The sequence below is a fragment of the Mycolicibacter sp. MU0083 genome (genome assembly GCF_963378075.1).
GTDB classification, from domain to species: Bacteria; Actinomycetota; Actinomycetes; order Mycobacteriales; family Mycobacteriaceae; genus Mycobacterium; species Mycobacterium kokjensenii.
In genome coordinates, this window is record NZ_OY726394.1 from 3,317,432 (window position 1) to 3,333,757 (window position 16,326).

Sequence of the window (16,326 nt, forward strand, 5' to 3'; positions counted from 1 at the left end):
AATTCCGCCGAACGGGAGGTCCGCCGTGGACAGTCAGGTCGACGACGTCGCCGCCGCACTCGACAAGCCGGCCGACTTCATCCGCAACCCCTATCCGTACTTCGCCGGCAAGCGCGGCGGGGCGGGGATCTTCCCCGGCACGGTCATGGACTTCTCCAAGACCCCGGAATCGCTACGGCCGAAGACTCCGTTCGCCGCGGTCTCCTTCGAGGCGGTGAACCAGGTGTTCCGGGACTCGGATTCGTTCAACTCGCGGATCTACGACATGACGATCGGACTGTTTCTCGGGCCGACCATCCTGGCCATGGAGGGCGAACCGCATCGCAAACACCGCAACCTGGTTTCGTCGGCGTTCAAGCGGAAGTCTCTGGTGCACTGGGAACCCGACATCGTCCGACCGGTCTGCACCGCGCTGATCGACGAGTTCATCGAGGCCGGCACCGCCGACCTGGTATCGGAATTCACCTTCGAGTTCCCCACCCGGGTGATCTCCAAGCTGTTGGGCCTGCCCGAAGAGGATCTTCCCTGGTTCCGGCAGCGGGCGATGGAATTGATCAGTTACACCATCGACTTCGAGCGGGCGTTCACCGCGTCGGCGGCGCTCAAGGACTACTTCCTGGCGCAGATGGAGATGCGTAAATCGCATCCCACCGAAGACATCATCGGCGATCTGGTGACCGCGGAGGTCGACGGGGAACGCCTCACCGACGAAGCGATCTTCTCGTTCTTGCGCCTGCTGCTGCCGGCCGGTCTGGAGACCACCTACCGGGCTACCAGCAATCTGCTGTTCCTGCTGCTCACCCACCCCGACCAGTTCGCCGCGGTGCGTGCCGACCACGAGCTGATCGGCGCCGCCATCGAGGAGGGGCTGCGCTACGAGACCCCGCTGACCACGGTGCAGCGCACCGCGATCCGCGACACCGAGGTGGCCGGTGTGGCGATTCCCGCCGGTGCCGTGGTCGATGTCTGCATCGGTTCGGCCAACCGCGACGAGAGCCGGTGGGAGCGTTCGGAGGAGTTCGACATCTTCCGTAAGTGGATTCCGCACATCACTTTTGCCGCCGGTGAGCACACCTGCATGGGGCTGCACCTGGCCCGGATGGAGATGCGGGTCGCGATGGAGTGCCTGCTGGAGCGCCTCGACGAGATCACCCTGGTCACCGACGACAACCCGCACATCTACGGTCAGCCGTTCCGCTCGCCGCGGTCGCTACCGGTGACGTTCAGCGCGAAGTAGGCCCGCCGCGGCGGGCGTATAGCACCGCACGTTCGGCGATCCGGCCGCGCGGCTTACCTCACGCCCCGCGGCGCTTGCGGTAGCCGATCGTCTTGGTCTCCAGGTACTGCGCGAACCCCTCGATCCCGCACTGGCGGCCCCAACCGCTGTTCTTGTAGCCGCCGAACGGCGCGTCGGCCCCGTAGTACATGCCGCCGTTGACGCCGATCGCCCCGGTGCGCACCCGGCGGGCCACCGCCATGGCCCGCTCGTCGGACGCCGAGACCACCGCGCCGGCCAACCCGAACGCGCTGTCGTTGGCGATCCGGACCGCCTCGTCGTCGTCGGAGAACGGCAGCATCACCAGCACCGGCCCGAACACCTCCTGTTGGGCGATCGCGGCACTGTTGTCGACCCCGGCGATGACGGTCGGCTGCACGTAGTGCCCGCCGGCCAATTCATCCGGAAGACCGACGACTTCCCCGCCGCCGGTGGTGATCTCAGCACCGTCCCGACGGGCCTGGGCGTAGGCGTCGAGCACGCGCTGCTTCTGGGCGGCGCTGATCAGTGGGCCGACCAGGGTCTGCGGCAGTGCCGGGTCGCCCACCGACACCGCGGCGAACGCTGCGGTCACCGCCGCCAGCAGGTCGTCGAAGAGCGAGGTGTGTACCAACATCCGGGTGGTGGCCGCGCAGGCCTGCCCGGCGTGCACGCACACCCCGATCGCCCCGGGTAGCACCTTGGCCGGGTCGGCGTCGTCGAGCACGATCAGCGCCGACTTCCCGCCCAGTTCCAGGAAGGTCCGCTTCATGGTGTCGGCACCGTTGCGGGCCAACATCTTTCCGACCGCTGTGGATCCGGTGAATGAGACCATGTCGACCCGCGGGTCGGTGCCGAGCAGCCCGGCGACCTCGTTGGACGGCGTGGGCACCACGTTGAGGACGCCGGCGGGGATGTCGGTGTGCTCGGCGACCAGCCGCCCCAGTCGGGTGGCGTTCCACGGGGTGTTCGGGTCGGGCTTGAGGATCACGGTGTTCCCGGCGGCCAGCGCCGGCCCGAGCTTGTTGAGGATCACCTCGACGGGAAAGTTGGAAGGGGTGATCGCCGCGACCACACCGACCGGTTCCTTGACGACGGTGCGGACGTTGCGGTCACCGAACAGTCCGCCGCCGTCGAGTTGCCGCTCCCACTCGAACTCGTCGATCAGCTTTCCCGGATAGCGCAACCCGTCGGCCAGCGGCCAATCCAGCTGGGCGAGCCCGGTCGTCATGACCGGGCAGCCCACCTCGGCGATCAGCTCGGTGCGCAGTTCTTCCTTCTCGGACTCCAGGGCCGCCTGCAGCTGCGCCAGGCAGCGCTTGCGCAGCTCCCGGTTGGTCGACCAGTCGGTGTCGTCGAAGGCGCGTCGGGCGGCGGCGACGGCCAGGTTCATGTCGGCGGCATCGGCGGCCGCCGTGGTGCCCAACAGCCGCCCGGTGGCCGGGCTGTGGTTGTCGAACTCCGCACCCGAGATCGCCGTCACCAGCTTGCCGTCGATCAGCATGCGCGACTCCGCCGCGCCGGCGGCGCGTTCTCCGATCTCCACACTGCCGACCTGCTGTTCGACGTCGTTCACCTGGCCTCCCGCCTTTTCGGATGCCCAACCGTAACCATTACAGTAGAATACTTCAATTGGTTCTGGGTCGGTTCGCACTGCGGCAGGAGCGCGCTGAGTTGATCAAAGTCATGGACGGCATCCGGGTACTGGAAGTCGCGCAATTCACCTTCGTGCCCGCGGCCGGCGCCATCCTGGCCGACTGGGGCGCCGACGTCATCAAGGTCGAACACCCGGTGCGCGGCGACACCCAGCGCGGGTTCATCAAGATGGGTGGTTTCGAACTCAACCCGGACCGGCATCCGCTGATGGAGCACCCCAACCGGGGCAAACGCAGCGTCGGGATCGACGTCTCGACCCCCGGCGGCCAGCAGGTGCTCTACGAACTGGCCGCCACCGCCGACGTGTTCTTGACCAACTATCTGCCCCGGGCGCGGCAGAAGAACAAGTTCGACGTCGAGCACATCCGCGCCGCGAATCCGAACATCATCTACGCCCGCGGCAGCGCCTACGGCGACAAGGGCCCCGAGCGCGACATCGGCGGCTTCGACGGCACCGCTTTCTGGACCCGCAGCGGGGTCGGCCATGCGCTCAGCCCCGAGGAATTGGGGGCGCCGCTGTCGCAGGGGATTCCGGCGTTCGGCGATTCGGTGGGCGGGATGAACATCGCCGGCGGGATCGCCGCGGCGTTGCTGCACCGCGAACGCACCGGCGAAGCGCTGGAGGTCGACGTGTCGCTGCTGTCGACCGCGTGGTGGGCGGCCGGTGCCAGCGTCACCCAGGGTCTGGACACCGGCGAGGCCATGCGGGCGATGATGCCGGAATCCGGTGGTTCCCCGGCGAATCCGTTCCTGGGCAACTACACCACTTCCGACGGCGGAACCATCAACCTGTGCATCGTCAGCCCGACCGGCTACATCCGCGACACCTTCGAGCACCTGGGCATTCCCGAGGCGGCCGACGATCCGCGCTTCGCCGAGGTGCTGCCGTTGATGCAGAACGCCGACGCGGCCAGCGCGCTGATCGTCGACGCGATCGGCGCCAAGCCCTTCGAGTACTGGCGCCAACACCTCAAAACCATGAAGGGCCAGTGGGCGCCGTTCCAGAGCCTGGTCGACCTGGGCTCCGACGAGCAGGCCATCGCCAACGACATGATCGCCGAGGTCGAACCCGCCGACGGCGGGCCGCCGTTCAAGGTGGTGCGCGGCCCGGTCCAGTTCAACCATGAGCCGCTGGAGACCACCCGCGCACCGCAGGCCTCCGAGCATACCGAGATCGTGCTGATGGAACTCGGATTGGACTGGGACCGTATCGAAGCGCTCAAGGAGTCCGGCGACATCGCCTAACCGGCCGCGAGTCCTTTCCCCTGCCCGGCGGCGTCGAAGGTGAAGTTCGCGATCGCGGTGGACACCCCGGTGCCGATCGGGCCGCTGCCGTCGAACAGCGCGGCGCTGCCGGTCGCCACGCCCGCATCGCTGTAGTGGGTCAGCGCCGCCAGTCCGATGTACGGACCGATCGGCAACCGGCTCAACGTCAGCGTGTAGTCGGCGTTGATGAACGCCAGCCCCTTGGTGCTGAAGTTCGTCATCGACGCGGTGACGTCGACGGCCATCGCCGCCCGCACGAACGGCGTCAAATCCTCGCCGTCGACCAGGTCGCGGATCTCGCGCAACCATGCGTAGCGCGGCCCGGCCGTCTGCCAGGGGATCCCCATGCTGTCGTCGCCATAGGTCCGGATCAGCATCGGCACCGATTCATCCAGCCGCGCAGGCTCTTCCGGGATCGGCGGCAGCGCGACGTCGGTGGTGAAGAAGTCCCCGTCGGGCTGCGGTCCGCGGCGCAGGTACAGCGCTGAGGCACGGGCGACCCGCTCCCCGTCCTGGGTCATCTCGGCATCGACCGCCCGCATCCGGGAACCGGAGCGCACCACCTTCGCGCTGACCTGAAGCGGCGCACCGGCCACCCGGCGCAGGATCTCGACGGTGAGGCGGGCCGGCTGCAGGTCGGCCTCGGGCACATGTTGCTCGATCGCGCGGGCCAACAGACCGCCGACCACCTGCCCGCCGACTGTGGGACCCCAACCGCCGTGCGCGATCGGGTTGGGCACCAGGTCGTCACCGTGACGAACCACGAAGGGAATCATGAATTGCGCTCCAGATAGAACCGGGCGGCACGCCGGATGGAATGTTCGGTCGGTTCCGGGTGCCAGCCCAGTTCCCGGGTCGCCTTGGAGTGGTCGGCCGGCGACGTCAACGCCAGCAGTCGGGCACCGGTCGCATTGAACGGGATATCGCGGCGCAGCAGTGCACCCACCGCGCCGGCCAGATGGCCCGCGGCATGCATGAGCACCTTCGGTATCCCGATGCGCGGCGGCGTGGCCCCGACCGCTTCGGCGGCGATCGTGAGCATCTCACGCTGGGTCATGTACCGCTCGGAGATGATGTAGCGCTCCCCGATCCTGCCCCGCTCCGCCGCCAGCAACATGGCCTGGGCGGCATCGTCGATCCCCACCACCTCGGCACCGATCCCGCGTACGTAGCACGGCATCTTGCCCAGTGCCGCAGCCTGAATCAGCGCGCCTTGACGCGGCTGCCAGTCCGGCGGGCCGTACGGGTTCGACACGTTGGTGATGACGGCCGGCAGCCCCCGGTCGGCGACATAGGTCAGCACCAGTTGTTCGGCGGCCCGGCGCGAGGCGATGTAGTCGCCACCGCGGTCGGCCCAGTTGAACGGCGTCGTCTCGTCCACCGACTCCCCGTCGGCACCGACGGCGATGGTGCCGATGGTGCTCAGGAACACGAACCGGTCCAGACCGGCCCGCGCGGCCACGTCCAGGACGTTGCGCAGGCCCTCGACGTTGGTGCGGAACAGCGGCGCGGAGTCACGCAGTTCCATCCGGGTGTCGACGACGCAGTAGTAGACGACGTCGCGGTCGGCCATGGCGGCCGTCACCGCCTCGGTGTCGAAGATGTCGCCGTAGCAACGCTCTACGTCGAGTCCGTCGATGCCCCGGGTGGAGCTGGAACGGCGCAGCAGGACGCGGACGTCGTCGCCGCGGGCCGCGAGCTGCCGGACCACGCACGCGCCGACGTTGCCGCTGGCGCCCATGACCAGGGCACGCCGCCGCGCCGTCGGTGATCCGTCGCTCGCAGTCATGACTGAACTCCCGGCCGCTGGTCAAGTCCCGCTATCGTACATTACTGTAAGCATTACAGTTAGCACTCACGGAGGTCCCATGCAGAAGGCACTCGCACCCGAGATATCGACGTGGCCGGCCGAAGACCCACAGTTGATCGGCAGCCGCTGCGGCGCCTGCGGCGCGACGGTCTTCCCCGTTCAGCCGCGCTGCCCGAGCTGCAGCGGCGACCAGATGAGCCAGGAGTTGCTCCCCCGCACCGGAACGCTGGTGGCCTGGACCACCCAGGGTTTCCCGCCGGGGGCGCCCTATGCGGGCCCGACCGGCAAGGACTTCGTCCCGTTCGGCGTCGGGCTGGTGCAGCTCGGCGATGTCATCCGTGTCGAAGGCCGGCTCACCGAGAACGACCCGGAGAAGCTGGAATTCGGCATGCCGGTGGAGTTGACCATGGTGCCGTTCACCTCCGATGCCGACGGCAACGAGGTCATCACCTTCGCGTTCCGGCCGGTTTAGGAGACAGAACATGGTTAACGACGTAGCGATCATCGGGGTCGGCCTGCACCCGTTCGGCCGATTCGAGGGCAAATCCGCGATGGAGATGGGGGTGGACGCCATCTTCGCCGCGGTCGCCGACGCGGGCGTGGACTGGAAGGACATCGGCGCCGCCACCGGCGGTAGCTGGACGGTGGCCAACCCGGATGCGATCGTCGGGATGGTGGGATTGTCCGGTATCCCGTTCACCAATGTCTTCAACGCCTGCGCGACGGCGGCCAGCGCGGCCAAGGTGTGCGCGGACGGTATCCGGTTGGGCGACTACGACATCGGTATCGCCGTGGGCCTGGACAAGCACCCCCGCGGCGCATTCACCGAGGACCCGGCGCTGGTCGGCATGCCGCGGTGGTACGCCGAGAACGGCCAGTATCTGACCACCCAGTTCTTCGGCATGAAAGCCAACCGCTACCTGCACGACCACGGCATCTCGCAGCAGACGCTGGCCCGGGTCGCGGCGAAGAACTTCCGCAACGGCGTGCTGAACCCGAATGCGTTCCGGCGCAAGCCGATCTCCGAGGAGGAGATCCTGGGTTCGACGATGCTGAACTACCCGCTGACCCAGTACATGTTCTGCGCCCCGGACGAGGGCGCGGCGGCGGTGGTGATGTGCCGGGCCGACATCGCGCACCGTTACACCGACAAGCCGGTGTACCTGAAGGCCGTGGAGGTCCGCACCCGGCGTTACGGCGCCTACGAGGTGAACACCACGTTTGCGCCGGTGGCCGAGGACGTGGCGCCCACGGTGTACGCCGCGCGTGCCGCCTTCGAGAAGGCCGGTGTGGCGCCGGCCGATGTCGATGTCATCCAGTTGCAGGACACCGACGCCGGTGCCGAGGTCATCCACATGGCCGAGTGCGGGTTCTGCGCCGACGGCGACCAGGAGAAGCTGCTGGCCGACGGGGCCACCGAGATCGGCGGGTCGATGCCGATCAACACCGACGGCGGGCTGATCGCCAACGGCGAGCCGATCGGCGCCTCCGGGCTGCGGCAGATCCATGAGCTGGTGCGCCAGCTGCGCGGCGAGGCCGGCGACCGGCAGGTGCCCGGTGAACCCAAGGTCGGGTTCGCCCAGCTCTACGGCGCGCCCGGCACCGCCGCGGCCACCATTCTGACCCGCTAGAAACCGGGAGAACACCATGAGCCAGTTCCGTGACGCACCGATCTTCGATGCCGATCAGCACATGTACGAGACCCCCGAGTCGCTGACCAAGTATCTGCCGGAGAAGTACTCGCGGGCAGTCCAATTCGCGCAGATCGGCCGCCAGACCCGGATCATCATCAACAACCGGGTCAGCGACTTCATCCCCAACCCCACCTTCGAGCGGGTCGCCGCACCGGGCGCGCACGAGAAGTTCTTCGCCGGGGAGAACACCGAGGGACTGACCCTGCGCGAGATGCAGGGGCCGGCGATCGAGGCGCCGGCGGCCACCCGCAACCCCGTCGACCGGGTCGCCGAACTCGACCGCCAGGGCGTGGCCGAGGCATTGAACTATCCGACGCTGGCCAGCCTCGTCGAGCACTCCAGCGCCGACGACCCCGAGCTGACCCTGGCCATCATCCACGCGCTGAATCAGTGGATGGCCGAGCACTGGAGCTACAACTACGACGGCCGGGTGTTCTCCACCCCGATCATCAACCTCTCCGAGGTCGACGCCGCGCAGCGGGAACTGGCCTACGTCCTCGACCGGGGCGCCGCGGTGGCGCTGATCAAACCGGGGCCGGTCAACGGTATTCACGGCTGGCGCTCCCCCGCCCTGCCGGAGTTCGACCCGTTCTGGCGAGACGTGGAGGCCGCCGGGCTGCCCATCGTGCTGCACGCCAGTTTCCCGCCGCTGGACGACTACGTCGGCCGCTGGGAACCGCCCTACACGCAGAACTTCATGGCGCAGAGCGCGTTCCGCTGGATGGTGTTGGGCCACCGGGAGATCGCCGACATGATCACCGCGTTGATCTGCCACGGCACGCTGACCCGATTCCCGAAGCTGCGCATCGCCAGCGTGGAGAACGGCAGCTCCTGGATCCGGCCGCTCTTCGACGACTTCGGCGACCTGTACAAGAAGATGCCGCAGAACTTCCCCGAGCACCCGCACGACGTATTCCGGCGCAACATCTGGGTCAGCCCGTTCTGGGAGGGCTGCATCTCCGATGTGGTGGACACCGTGGGCTGGGACAAGGTGCTGTTCGGGTCGGACTACCCGCATCCCGAAGGCCTGGCCGAGCCGAAGGGCTTCTGGCGCTACGCCGAGGGCATGGACGTCCGGCGCACCTACGACTTCATGGGCGATAATGCCCGCCGGTTCATGGGGCTGCCGATCGCCAACCCGGACCCGTCGGCATCGAAGCCGCCGGTGCCCGCGGGAGCCTAAGCGGCGATGACAATGCAGTCAGGGCGGTGTCGCAACGGACACCGCCCTGACTGCATTCTCAACGAGGGATTACTTGGGCGCGAAGCGCTGTCCGGCATCCAGGCGGATGCACTGGCCGTTGAGCATCGGGTTCTCCACCATGGCGGCGGCCAGCTTGGCGTACTCCTCCGGGCGGCCCAGCCGCTTGGGGAACGCTGCATCTTTCGTCAGCACCGCGGCGAACTCGTCCGGGATGCCCTGGGTCAGACCGGTGGCGAACAGGCTGGGCGCAATCGCGAGCACCCGGATGCCCACGCCGCCGAGGTCGCGGGCCATGGTCAGGCACATCCCGGCGATCGCGGCTTTGGATGCGGTGTAGGCGATCTGGCCGATCTGGCCCTCGAACGCCGCGATCGACGACGTATTGATGATGACGCCGCGCTCGTCGTCCTCGGGCTCGTTGGTGCTCATGTGCCAGGCCGCCAGGCGGCTGACGTTGAAGGTCCCGACGACGTTGAGGTCCTGGGTCGACCGGAACGCGTCCAGGTCGTGCGGGCCGTCGCGCTTGATGGTTCGTTCGCCGATGCCGCCGCCCGCGGTGGTCCCACCGGCGGTGGTCACCGCGATGTGCAGTCCGCCCAGTGCGCCGACGGCCTCGTTGATCACCTGCTCGATGCCGGCGAAGTCGGTGACGTCGGCTTCGAAGAACTGGCCGCCGATCTCGGCGGCGACCTCGGCGCCCTTGGACTGCGGCCGGTCCAGGATCGCGACTTTGGCGCCGCGCTTGGCCAGCAACTCTGCAGTCGCCTTACCGAACCCCGATGCGCCACCGACGATGATCGCGCCCTTGCCTTCGATCTCCACGAACACTCCCCTTGATTGGATCGGTCACTGCCGGACTATCTCCCGGCGACTGTACTATAGCCCTTCCAGTAAGCTATTCGGGATGACCGCCTCGCACGTGAACCACTCCGCTGATCTGCTCGCCGACCCGGTCGCCTACACCGACGAACCGCGACTGCACGCAACGCTGACCCGGTTGCGATCGGCCGCCCCGGTGTCGCTGGTGAATGTGCCGTCCTACCGGCCGTTCTGGGCGATCACCAAACACGCCGACATCCTGGCGATCGAACGCGCCAACGACGTCTTCATCAACGCCCCGCGCCCGGTGCTGATGCGGACCGAGTACGAGGAACAGCAGGCCCAGATCGGGGTGCGCACCCTGATCCACGCCGACGATCCCGAGCACCAGGCGATGCGATCCATCGGGGCCAACTGGTTCCGGCCGAAAGCGATGCGCGCGCTGCAGGGCCGGGTCGACGACCTCGCCAAAACCTATGTGGACAAGATGCGCGCGGCGGGCGGCCACTGCGACTTCGCCCGCGACATCGCGGTCGACTACCCGCTGTTCGTGATCATGTCGCTGCTCGGCCTGCCCGAATCGGACTTCCCGCGGATGCTCAAGCTCACCCAGGAACTCGTCGGCGCCGACGACCCCGAGATGCAGCGCAGCGGAACCCCCGAAGAACAGATGTATGCGCTGCTGGAGATGTTCGAGTACTTCAACGCGCTGACCGCATCACGCCGCGAGAATCCCACCGACGATCTGGCGTCGGCGATCGCCAACGCCAAAATCGACGGCGAATACATGTCGGACATCGACACGGTGTCCTACTACGTCATCGTCGCCACGGCGGGCCACGACACCACCAGTGCGGCCATCTCCGGCGGGATGCGCGCCCTGATCGAGCACCCCGACCAGCAACAGCGATTGCGCGACGATCCGCACCTGATGCCGCTGGCCGCGGAGGAGATGATCCGCTGGACCACCCCGGTCAAGGGATTCATGCGTACCGCCACCGAAGACACCTCGGTCCGTGGCGTGCCCATCGCCGCCGGCGAGTCGGTGCTGCTGTCCTATGTCTCGGCCAACCGGGACGAAGACGTCTTCGACGAACCCTTCCGATTCGACGTCGGCCGCGACCCCAACCAGCATCTGTCCTTCGGCCACGGCGTGCACTTCTGCATGGGGGCGGCGTTGGCGCGCATGGAGATCCGCAGCCTGTTCGCCGAACTGCTGCCGCGGCTGGATTCGGTGGACTTCGACGGCGAACCCGAACTGATCGCGACGACGTTCGTCGGCGGGCACAAGCATCTTCCGCTGCGGTATTCGCTGCGGTGAGTGCTATGCGCTCACTTCATCAACCGCCCGGCGACTCTGCCCACCGCGGATCGCACCCGCGGTGAAAGATAGACCGCGAACAGCCCGTTGAACACGTCTTCGCGTAGCCGGGTGAGCTTCGAGGACTTGATAAGCCAGGCGCCGTCGATCTTTTCGTAGGTCTCGGTGTAGTGCCCGTAACCGCGCAGGTTCAGCCCGGGGCCGAAGCGGACCACGTCTTCGAGCGCCCACACCCCGTGTGCGGTGGTCGGCGAATCCAGCTCGATATCGGGGGCGTGCACCTGGTGCACGGTGGCCTGATCGCGCAGGCTGCGGCGGGTGAAGGCCACGAATTCGTCGGCGCCGGTGATGATTTTGCCGCCTGCGCTCGCGGTGTCGCTGACGAAGTCGTCGGTGAACAGTGCCCGCCAGGCCGTCCAGTCCTTGGCGTCCAGGTATCGGCAGTAGCGCGACTTGAGGCGCTTGATCGCTTCGATCTCGGCCAATGCCGTCGCCTCAGACATCGCTCACCGCCGGTTCGTAGCGCAGCATCGTGACGTCGTGGTCGGGGTAGTCGCAGAACACCGGTTGCACCCGCATGCCCACCGTCAGATCCGCGGGGTCGACGTTGAGAAGTTCGGTGGAGAACCGGGGCCCCTCATCCCATTCGACGATCGCCAGCAGTTGCGGCACGGCGTCGGCGAAGTGCGGGCCGACGGGGCGGCGCGCGACGGTGAACGAATACAGCGTGCCCATCCCGGAGATCTCGCGCCACTCGAGGTCGTCGGCCAGGGTGCGCGGTGCGCGCACCCGCGGGTAGAACACGTAGCTGTCGGACGACGGCGAGTACTGGATGACGATGCGGTGCTGGGCCAACCCATCCCAGAACGGTGCAGTGGTAGGGGTTTTGACCGGCATCGGCCGTTCGAAGCTCATCATCGGTTCGCTAGTCCCCTTCCAGGATGAGGGTGGTCTGTTCGCTCAGGATTCCGCCGTTGCCGGAGACGAAGGCCCGGTTGCAGTCGGTGACCTGGGCGGCACCGGCTCGGCCCATGATCTGGCGGGTGGCATCACAGACGTGGTGCATGCCGCCGGCCAGGCCGGCTTGGCCGAATCCGAGTTGCCCGCCGGCGGTGTTGAGCGGGAAGTCGCCGCGGAAGGTCAGGTCGTGGTCGGCCAGGAACTGCATGCCCTTGCCCTTTTCGCAGAACCCGGCGTCTTCCAGCGACAGCAGCACGGTGATCGTGTAGCAGTCGTAGATGGAGACCATGTCCATGTCGGCCCGGGTCAGATCCGTCATGGCGAACGCGGTGTCGGCGGCTTCGCGGATCGGTGTCGCCAACAGGTCGGCGGCGTACGTCGGGGTCTTGAACGGCACATGTTCGCCGAATCCCTTGATCCACACCGGACGGTTACGGGCCCGCTTGGCGACATCGGCGCCGGCGATCACCACGGCGGCGCCGCCGACGCAGGGCATCACGATTTCGAGCATGTGTAGTGGGTCGGCGATCACCGGGCTGGCCAGCACGTCGTCGATGCTCAGCGGGGTGTCGTGCCAGATGGCGCCGTCGGTGTGGTTGGCGTTGACCCGTTGGTCGACGACGAGTTTGGCCATGGCGCGTTCGTCGTAGCCGTAGACCGCGCCGTAGCGGGTGGCGACCTGTCCGTAGGGGCCGTTCTGGCCGAGGTTACCGTAGGGAATTTCGAATTCGGCTTGCGGGGAACCGTATTGGTTGCTCGACGATCCGAAGAACATCGCGTCGACCAGCGGCTTGGGTTTACGTTCCGACATCGGGGTGATGTAGCGGGCCGGCAGCGCGCACAGCACCACATCGCAGATGCCGAGTTCGATCGCGGCCGCGGCCCGCCAGACCATGGCGGCCGCACTCGCCCCGCCCAGGTCGACGATCTCGGCGAACCGTGCCCCGACGCCCAGGTATTCGGCGATGGTGGACGGGACGAAGATCTCCGATTCGGCCAGATGCGAGGTGACGATGCCGTCGACCAGTTCGGCAGACAGGCCCGCGTCGGCCAGCGCGGCTGCGCTCAACTCCGCCCACTGCTCCAGGGTGAACGGGGCCGGGGTGGCCTTGTTCAACCGTTCGGGCGGCAGTTCGACGTAGCCGACGATCGCGGCTTCTCCGCGTAATCCCATGGGAAAGTCCTCTACTTTCGGGGCAGGCCGAGAATCATCTGGGCGATGATGTTCAGCTGAATTTCCTTGGTACCGCCGCCGATCAGCTCGGCCGGTGACAGCAGATAGGGCTCGACGACGGCCGGGTCGGAGTCGGCGACCATGGCCAGCCGACCGACCGTGGCCAGGGTGGCCCGGAAGGTGCGGCGCAGCAAGACGTTCATCGCCACCTTGGCGATGCTCGACGACGCCCCCGAACCTTCGCCGTGCAGTAGACGGATGGTCTCGCGGACGCCCAGGGCGCGGATGGCGTTGGCGTAGGCGTCGAGTTCACCCAGCGCTCGCACGGCATCCGGCTGCGACGGGCCCGGGGCGCCGGCGATGGCCCGCAGCGCGACGGCCCGATCGTTCTCGACGTAGCCGCTGATGGCGGTCCGCTCCTCGGCCATGGTCGCGATCGCCAGTTGCCATCCGCCGGTCGGCTCCCCCAACAGCATCTCGTCGGGGATGAACACATCGGTGAGGAACACTTCGTTGAATTCGGCCGTCCCGGTGGCGGTCACGATCGGCTGGACTTCGATGCCCGGCGAACGCATATCCAGGATGAAGTAGCCGATGCCGCGGTGCTTGGCCGCGGTGGGATCGGTGCGGGCCAGCAGCGCACCGTAGTCGGCGCGCTGGGCGGCCGACGTCCAGATCTTGTGGCCGTTGATGCGCCAGCCGCCGTCCACCTTGACCGCACGGGTGGTCAGTGATGCCAGATCGGATCCCGCGCCGGGCTCACTGAACAGTTGGCACCAGGCGAGCTCACCGCGCTGGGTCGGGGGAATCAGCTGTTGGCGCAGCGCTTCGGGTGCGGCGCGGATCAGCGACGGCAGGATCCACTCGGAGATGCCCAGGGACGGCCGGACCAGCGAGGGCCGTTTGGCGAACTCCTCGATGATGATCAGCTGCTGCAGCGGCGAGGCATCCAGGCCCCACGGCGCGGGCCACTGCGGGGCGATCAGCCCGGCGTCGGCGATCAGCGTGCGCTGCGGGCCGGTTTCGAAGTACGGGTAGTCGCCCTGGCGTCCCGGGCCGTCGTTGACCAGTTCCGTCGCGGCGTCGAGCGTCTCGGCGACCCCGGCCCGGAACTGCGCTTCAGCACCACCGAGGTCGACGGTGAAGTCCCGCTGCCGGGCGACGGTGAGCGCACCGAGCCGGCGCGCCCATTCGGTGGCGGCGCCGACCGAACCGGCGAGGCTGGTGGCACGACGCCAGTACAGGTGCAGGTCGTGTTCCCAGGTGAATCCGATGGCACCGAACATCGTCAGAGTGTCGAACACGGTGTCCGGGCACGGCGCGATCGCGGTCAGGGCTGCGGTGGCCGCCGCCATCCGATGTTGTTCGACCGTGTCGGTCGCGGCACGTAGCGCATCCCAGGCCGCGGCACACGCCAGTTCGGCGCTGACCAGCAGCATGGCCGCGTTGTGCTGCAGCGCCTGGAAGGTGCCGATCGCGACACCGAACTGCTCGCGGGTGCGCAGGTGCGCGGTCGCCGCCTCGACGCACCATTGCGCGATCCCGGCGCACACCGTGGCCACCAGTCCGACCGCAACGTATTCGGCTCGCTCGGAGTCGATTCCGGTCAGCACGTCCTCGGCGTTCACCGGGTGATCGGCCACGGTGATGCTCGCCAGGTCGGTGAGCAGATCGGTACCGTTCGCCGGCCGGAGGTCTGCTCGGTCGGTGTCGAGGACCACCCACACGTCCTCACCGTCGTCCCCGGTGGCGCAGACCAGGGCCAGCCGGGCCGAGCGGGCACCGGAGATCACCTCGGAGGTGCCGCTGATCGACCAGCCGTCGTCGACGCGTCGCGCGGTGAAGTCGGACTGTCCGGCGAGCACGACGGTGGCCGGAGTACCGTCGGCGACCGCCCGCAGGAACTCCTCCCGCGCTTCGGTGTCGTCGGCGAGCAGCCCGACGGCACCGGCGGTCACCGTCGGCAGCAGCGGTCCGGCCAGCGATACGGTGCCGGCGGCTTCGAGCACCGCGGCGGCATCGAGTAGCTCCCCGCCCTGTCCGCCGAAACGCTCCGGCAGGTGAACGGCATGAAACCCGTTCGCCACCAGTTCGTCCCACCAATCGGGCCGTTCACCGGCCGCCAGCGCGTCGAAAGCGGCGCGGGTGTCGGCGATGGGCGCGTGCCGGGCGGCGAACTGCCGCAGGGACTCCCCGAGTTGCCGTTGTTCGGGGCTGAGCGTCACGCTCACGTGTTCTCCTCTGATTCTGCCGGTGCGGCGTGCTGGGCTTGGATACGTTCGGCGGCCTCACGGACGGCTTCCCCGAGGTCGGCGACCTCTGTGGCGGCCAAAGCGGTGAACGGGGCCACCCCCACCGACATGGCGACGGTTCCGTCGGGGCCGCGCACCGGTGCCGAGACGCTGGCGATCGGATGCGCTGCGGTGCCGTCGAGTTCGTCGGGCAGGTAGTCGACCTCGGTGAGATCGGCGAAGGCGGTGGCCAGTCGTGCGGTGATCTCGTCGGGTTCACCGTCGGCGGCCAGCGCTTGCAGCGCCGAGTACACCCGGACGTACTCGCGGCTCATCCGGTCGATCGCGTAGCCGCGTCCGCTCACCTCGTCGAGCACCGCACCCAGGCGGCGGCGCAGCCGCGGCGACGGTGCCCCCAGCCCGGACAACCACTCCTTCTTGACCGGCTCGGCCGCGCCGGCGATGAACTCGCGGCCGAACGGCGCCACCAGCGGCATCCGGAATCCGGGGCCCAACCGCAACCCCGCGATCGACTCCCCGATCGAATCGGTCACCACCACCGTCGCTCCCTGGCGGACGCCGAGGATGACCTGCCTGCCGACGGTGTCGAAAAGCCGTTGCAGCTCGGGCCGGAACGCGTGCCTGTTGACCGGGCGGGCCAGTGCGGCCAGTGCGGGTCCCCAGGAGTATCCGCTCGAATGCCGGTCGCGCACGATCCACTGCCGGTTGGCCAGGGTGGCCAGGATCGCGTGGCAGGTACCGTGGCTGATGCTCAGCGTCTGGGAGATCTCCGACAGGGTGAAATGGCGTTCCGGGTCGGTGGCCAGCAGCTCCAGGATCCGCATCACCCGCTCGGTGGGCGGCGACGAAACCGGACGCGCCGAGCCGCCCTCACCGATCACCGCCGTCATACTTTCGAAAATTACGTCGAATAGT

General features: G+C 67.9%; 15 protein-coding genes. 6 read left to right on the plus strand and 9 right to left on the minus strand.

What is annotated here, in order from left to right:
- Positions 1-25 precede the first annotated feature (25 nt).
- Positions 26-1,237 carry a cytochrome P450 gene (locus tag RCP38_RS15560; protein ID WP_308473823.1) on the plus strand — a complete coding sequence of 404 codons (1,212 nt, stop codon included), beginning with the start codon at positions 26-28 and terminating at the stop codon, positions 1,235-1,237.
- 58 nt (positions 1,238-1,295) lie between these two features.
- Here RCP38_RS15560 and RCP38_RS15565 read toward each other — a convergent pair whose 3' ends face one another.
- The gene (locus RCP38_RS15565; protein WP_308477340.1) at positions 1,296-2,759 is read right to left on the minus strand and encodes an aldehyde dehydrogenase family protein; all 1,464 of its coding nucleotides are present in this window, start codon (positions 2,757-2,759) and stop codon (positions 1,296-1,298) included.
- A 182-nt stretch (positions 2,760-2,941) separates the two neighbouring features.
- Here RCP38_RS15565 and RCP38_RS15570 point away from each other — a divergent pair, with 182 nt between their 5' ends.
- The gene (locus tag RCP38_RS15570) at positions 2,942-4,156 is read left to right on the plus strand and encodes a CaiB/BaiF CoA transferase family protein (protein WP_308477342.1); all 1,215 of its coding nucleotides are present in this window, start codon (positions 2,942-2,944) and stop codon (positions 4,154-4,156) included.
- On the opposite strand, the gene RCP38_RS15575 is transcribed toward RCP38_RS15570, so the two are convergent.
- Complete coding sequence (locus RCP38_RS15575) at positions 4,153-4,953, minus strand: thioesterase family protein (protein ID WP_308473824.1); 801 nt, start codon at positions 4,951-4,953, stop codon at positions 4,153-4,155. The genes RCP38_RS15570 and RCP38_RS15575 overlap by 4 nt on opposite strands.
- Entirely contained in the window at positions 4,950-5,966 is a 1,017-nt protein-coding gene (locus RCP38_RS15580) for an NAD-dependent epimerase/dehydratase family protein (protein WP_308473825.1), read from the minus strand. The genes RCP38_RS15575 and RCP38_RS15580 overlap by 4 nt, the downstream gene beginning before the upstream one ends.
- A gap of 79 nt (positions 5,967-6,045) precedes the next feature.
- Here RCP38_RS15580 and RCP38_RS15585 point away from each other — a divergent pair, with 79 nt between their 5' ends.
- The 3 genes from RCP38_RS15585 to RCP38_RS15595 are packed head-to-tail and all read left to right on the plus strand — an operon-like array spanning position 6,046 to position 8,864.
- Positions 6,046-6,459, plus strand: a complete 414-nt coding sequence (locus RCP38_RS15585) for a Zn-ribbon domain-containing OB-fold protein (protein WP_308473826.1) — start codon at positions 6,046-6,048, stop codon at positions 6,457-6,459.
- 10 nt (positions 6,460-6,469) lie between these two features.
- Positions 6,470-7,618, plus strand: a complete 1,149-nt coding sequence (locus RCP38_RS15590; protein ID WP_308473827.1) for a thiolase family protein — start codon at positions 6,470-6,472, stop codon at positions 7,616-7,618.
- A 16-nt stretch (positions 7,619-7,634) separates the two neighbouring features.
- The gene (locus RCP38_RS15595; protein WP_308473828.1) at positions 7,635-8,864 is read left to right on the plus strand and encodes an amidohydrolase family protein; all 1,230 of its coding nucleotides are present in this window, start codon (positions 7,635-7,637) and stop codon (positions 8,862-8,864) included.
- Positions 8,865-8,933: 69 nt separating this feature from the next.
- Here RCP38_RS15595 and RCP38_RS15600 read toward each other — a convergent pair whose 3' ends face one another.
- The gene (locus RCP38_RS15600) at positions 8,934-9,707 is read right to left on the minus strand and encodes an SDR family NAD(P)-dependent oxidoreductase (RefSeq protein ID WP_308473829.1); all 774 of its coding nucleotides are present in this window, start codon (positions 9,705-9,707) and stop codon (positions 8,934-8,936) included.
- 82 nt (positions 9,708-9,789) lie between these two features.
- On the opposite strand from RCP38_RS15600, the gene RCP38_RS15605 reads away from it, so the two are divergent.
- A complete protein-coding gene (locus RCP38_RS15605) occupies positions 9,790-11,025 on the plus strand; it encodes a cytochrome P450 (protein ID WP_308473830.1) in 1,236 nt (411 codons plus the stop codon).
- Between the two features lie 11 nt (positions 11,026-11,036).
- Here the strand turns inward: RCP38_RS15605 and RCP38_RS15610 are convergent, their stop codons facing one another.
- From RCP38_RS15610 to RCP38_RS15630, 5 genes are read right to left on the minus strand one after another with little or no spacing between them, the layout of a single operon-like run.
- On the minus strand, positions 11,037-11,528 hold the full coding sequence (locus RCP38_RS15610) for a nuclear transport factor 2 family protein (RefSeq protein WP_308473831.1): 492 nt from the start codon (positions 11,526-11,528) through the stop codon (positions 11,037-11,039).
- Positions 11,521-11,943 carry a Zn-ribbon domain-containing OB-fold protein gene (locus RCP38_RS15615; RefSeq protein ID WP_308473832.1) on the minus strand — a complete coding sequence of 141 codons (423 nt, stop codon included), beginning with the start codon at positions 11,941-11,943 and terminating at the stop codon, positions 11,521-11,523. Before RCP38_RS15615 ends, RCP38_RS15610 begins: the two co-directional genes overlap by 8 nt.
- A 7-nt stretch (positions 11,944-11,950) precedes the next feature.
- Positions 11,951-13,159 (minus strand): thiolase family protein, encoded by a 1,209-nt coding sequence (locus tag RCP38_RS15620; RefSeq protein WP_308473833.1) that lies wholly within the window; start codon positions 13,157-13,159, stop codon positions 11,951-11,953.
- 11 nt (positions 13,160-13,170) lie between these two features.
- Entirely contained in the window at positions 13,171-15,390 is a 2,220-nt protein-coding gene (locus tag RCP38_RS15625) for an acyl-CoA dehydrogenase (RefSeq protein ID WP_308473834.1), read from the minus strand.
- The gene (locus RCP38_RS15630) at positions 15,387-16,301 is read right to left on the minus strand and encodes an IclR family transcriptional regulator (RefSeq protein ID WP_308473835.1); all 915 of its coding nucleotides are present in this window, start codon (positions 16,299-16,301) and stop codon (positions 15,387-15,389) included. The genes RCP38_RS15625 and RCP38_RS15630 overlap by 4 nt, the downstream gene beginning before the upstream one ends.
- Between the last annotated feature and the right edge of the window lie 25 nt (positions 16,302-16,326).

Coding starts and splice junctions, on each gene's coding strand:
- RCP38_RS15565 (WP_308477340.1), bottom strand. CDS start 2,759: ATGCTGATCGACGGCAAGCTGGTGACGGCGATCTCGGGTGCGGAGTTC.
- RCP38_RS15570 (WP_308477342.1), top strand. CDS start 2,942: ATGGACGGCATCCGGGTACTGGAAGTCGCGCAATTCACCTTCGTGCCC.
- RCP38_RS15575 (WP_308473824.1), bottom strand. CDS start 4,953: ATGATTCCCTTCGTGGTTCGTCACGGTGACGACCTGGTGCCCAACCCG.
- RCP38_RS15580 (WP_308473825.1), bottom strand. CDS start 5,966: ATGACTGCGAGCGACGGATCACCGACGGCGCGGCGGCGTGCCCTGGTC.
- RCP38_RS15585 (WP_308473826.1), top strand. CDS start 6,046: ATGCAGAAGGCACTCGCACCCGAGATATCGACGTGGCCGGCCGAAGAC.
- RCP38_RS15590 (WP_308473827.1), top strand. CDS start 6,470: ATGGTTAACGACGTAGCGATCATCGGGGTCGGCCTGCACCCGTTCGGC.
- RCP38_RS15595 (WP_308473828.1), top strand. CDS start 7,635: ATGAGCCAGTTCCGTGACGCACCGATCTTCGATGCCGATCAGCACATG.
- RCP38_RS15605 (WP_308473830.1), top strand. CDS start 9,790: ATGACCGCCTCGCACGTGAACCACTCCGCTGATCTGCTCGCCGACCCG.
- RCP38_RS15610 (WP_308473831.1), bottom strand. CDS start 11,528: ATGTCTGAGGCGACGGCATTGGCCGAGATCGAAGCGATCAAGCGCCTC.
- RCP38_RS15615 (WP_308473832.1), bottom strand. CDS start 11,943: ATGATGAGCTTCGAACGGCCGATGCCGGTCAAAACCCCTACCACTGCA.
- RCP38_RS15620 (WP_308473833.1), bottom strand. CDS start 13,159: ATGGGATTACGCGGAGAAGCCGCGATCGTCGGCTACGTCGAACTGCCG.
- RCP38_RS15630 (WP_308473835.1), bottom strand. CDS start 16,301: ATGACGGCGGTGATCGGTGAGGGCGGCTCGGCGCGTCCGGTTTCGTCG.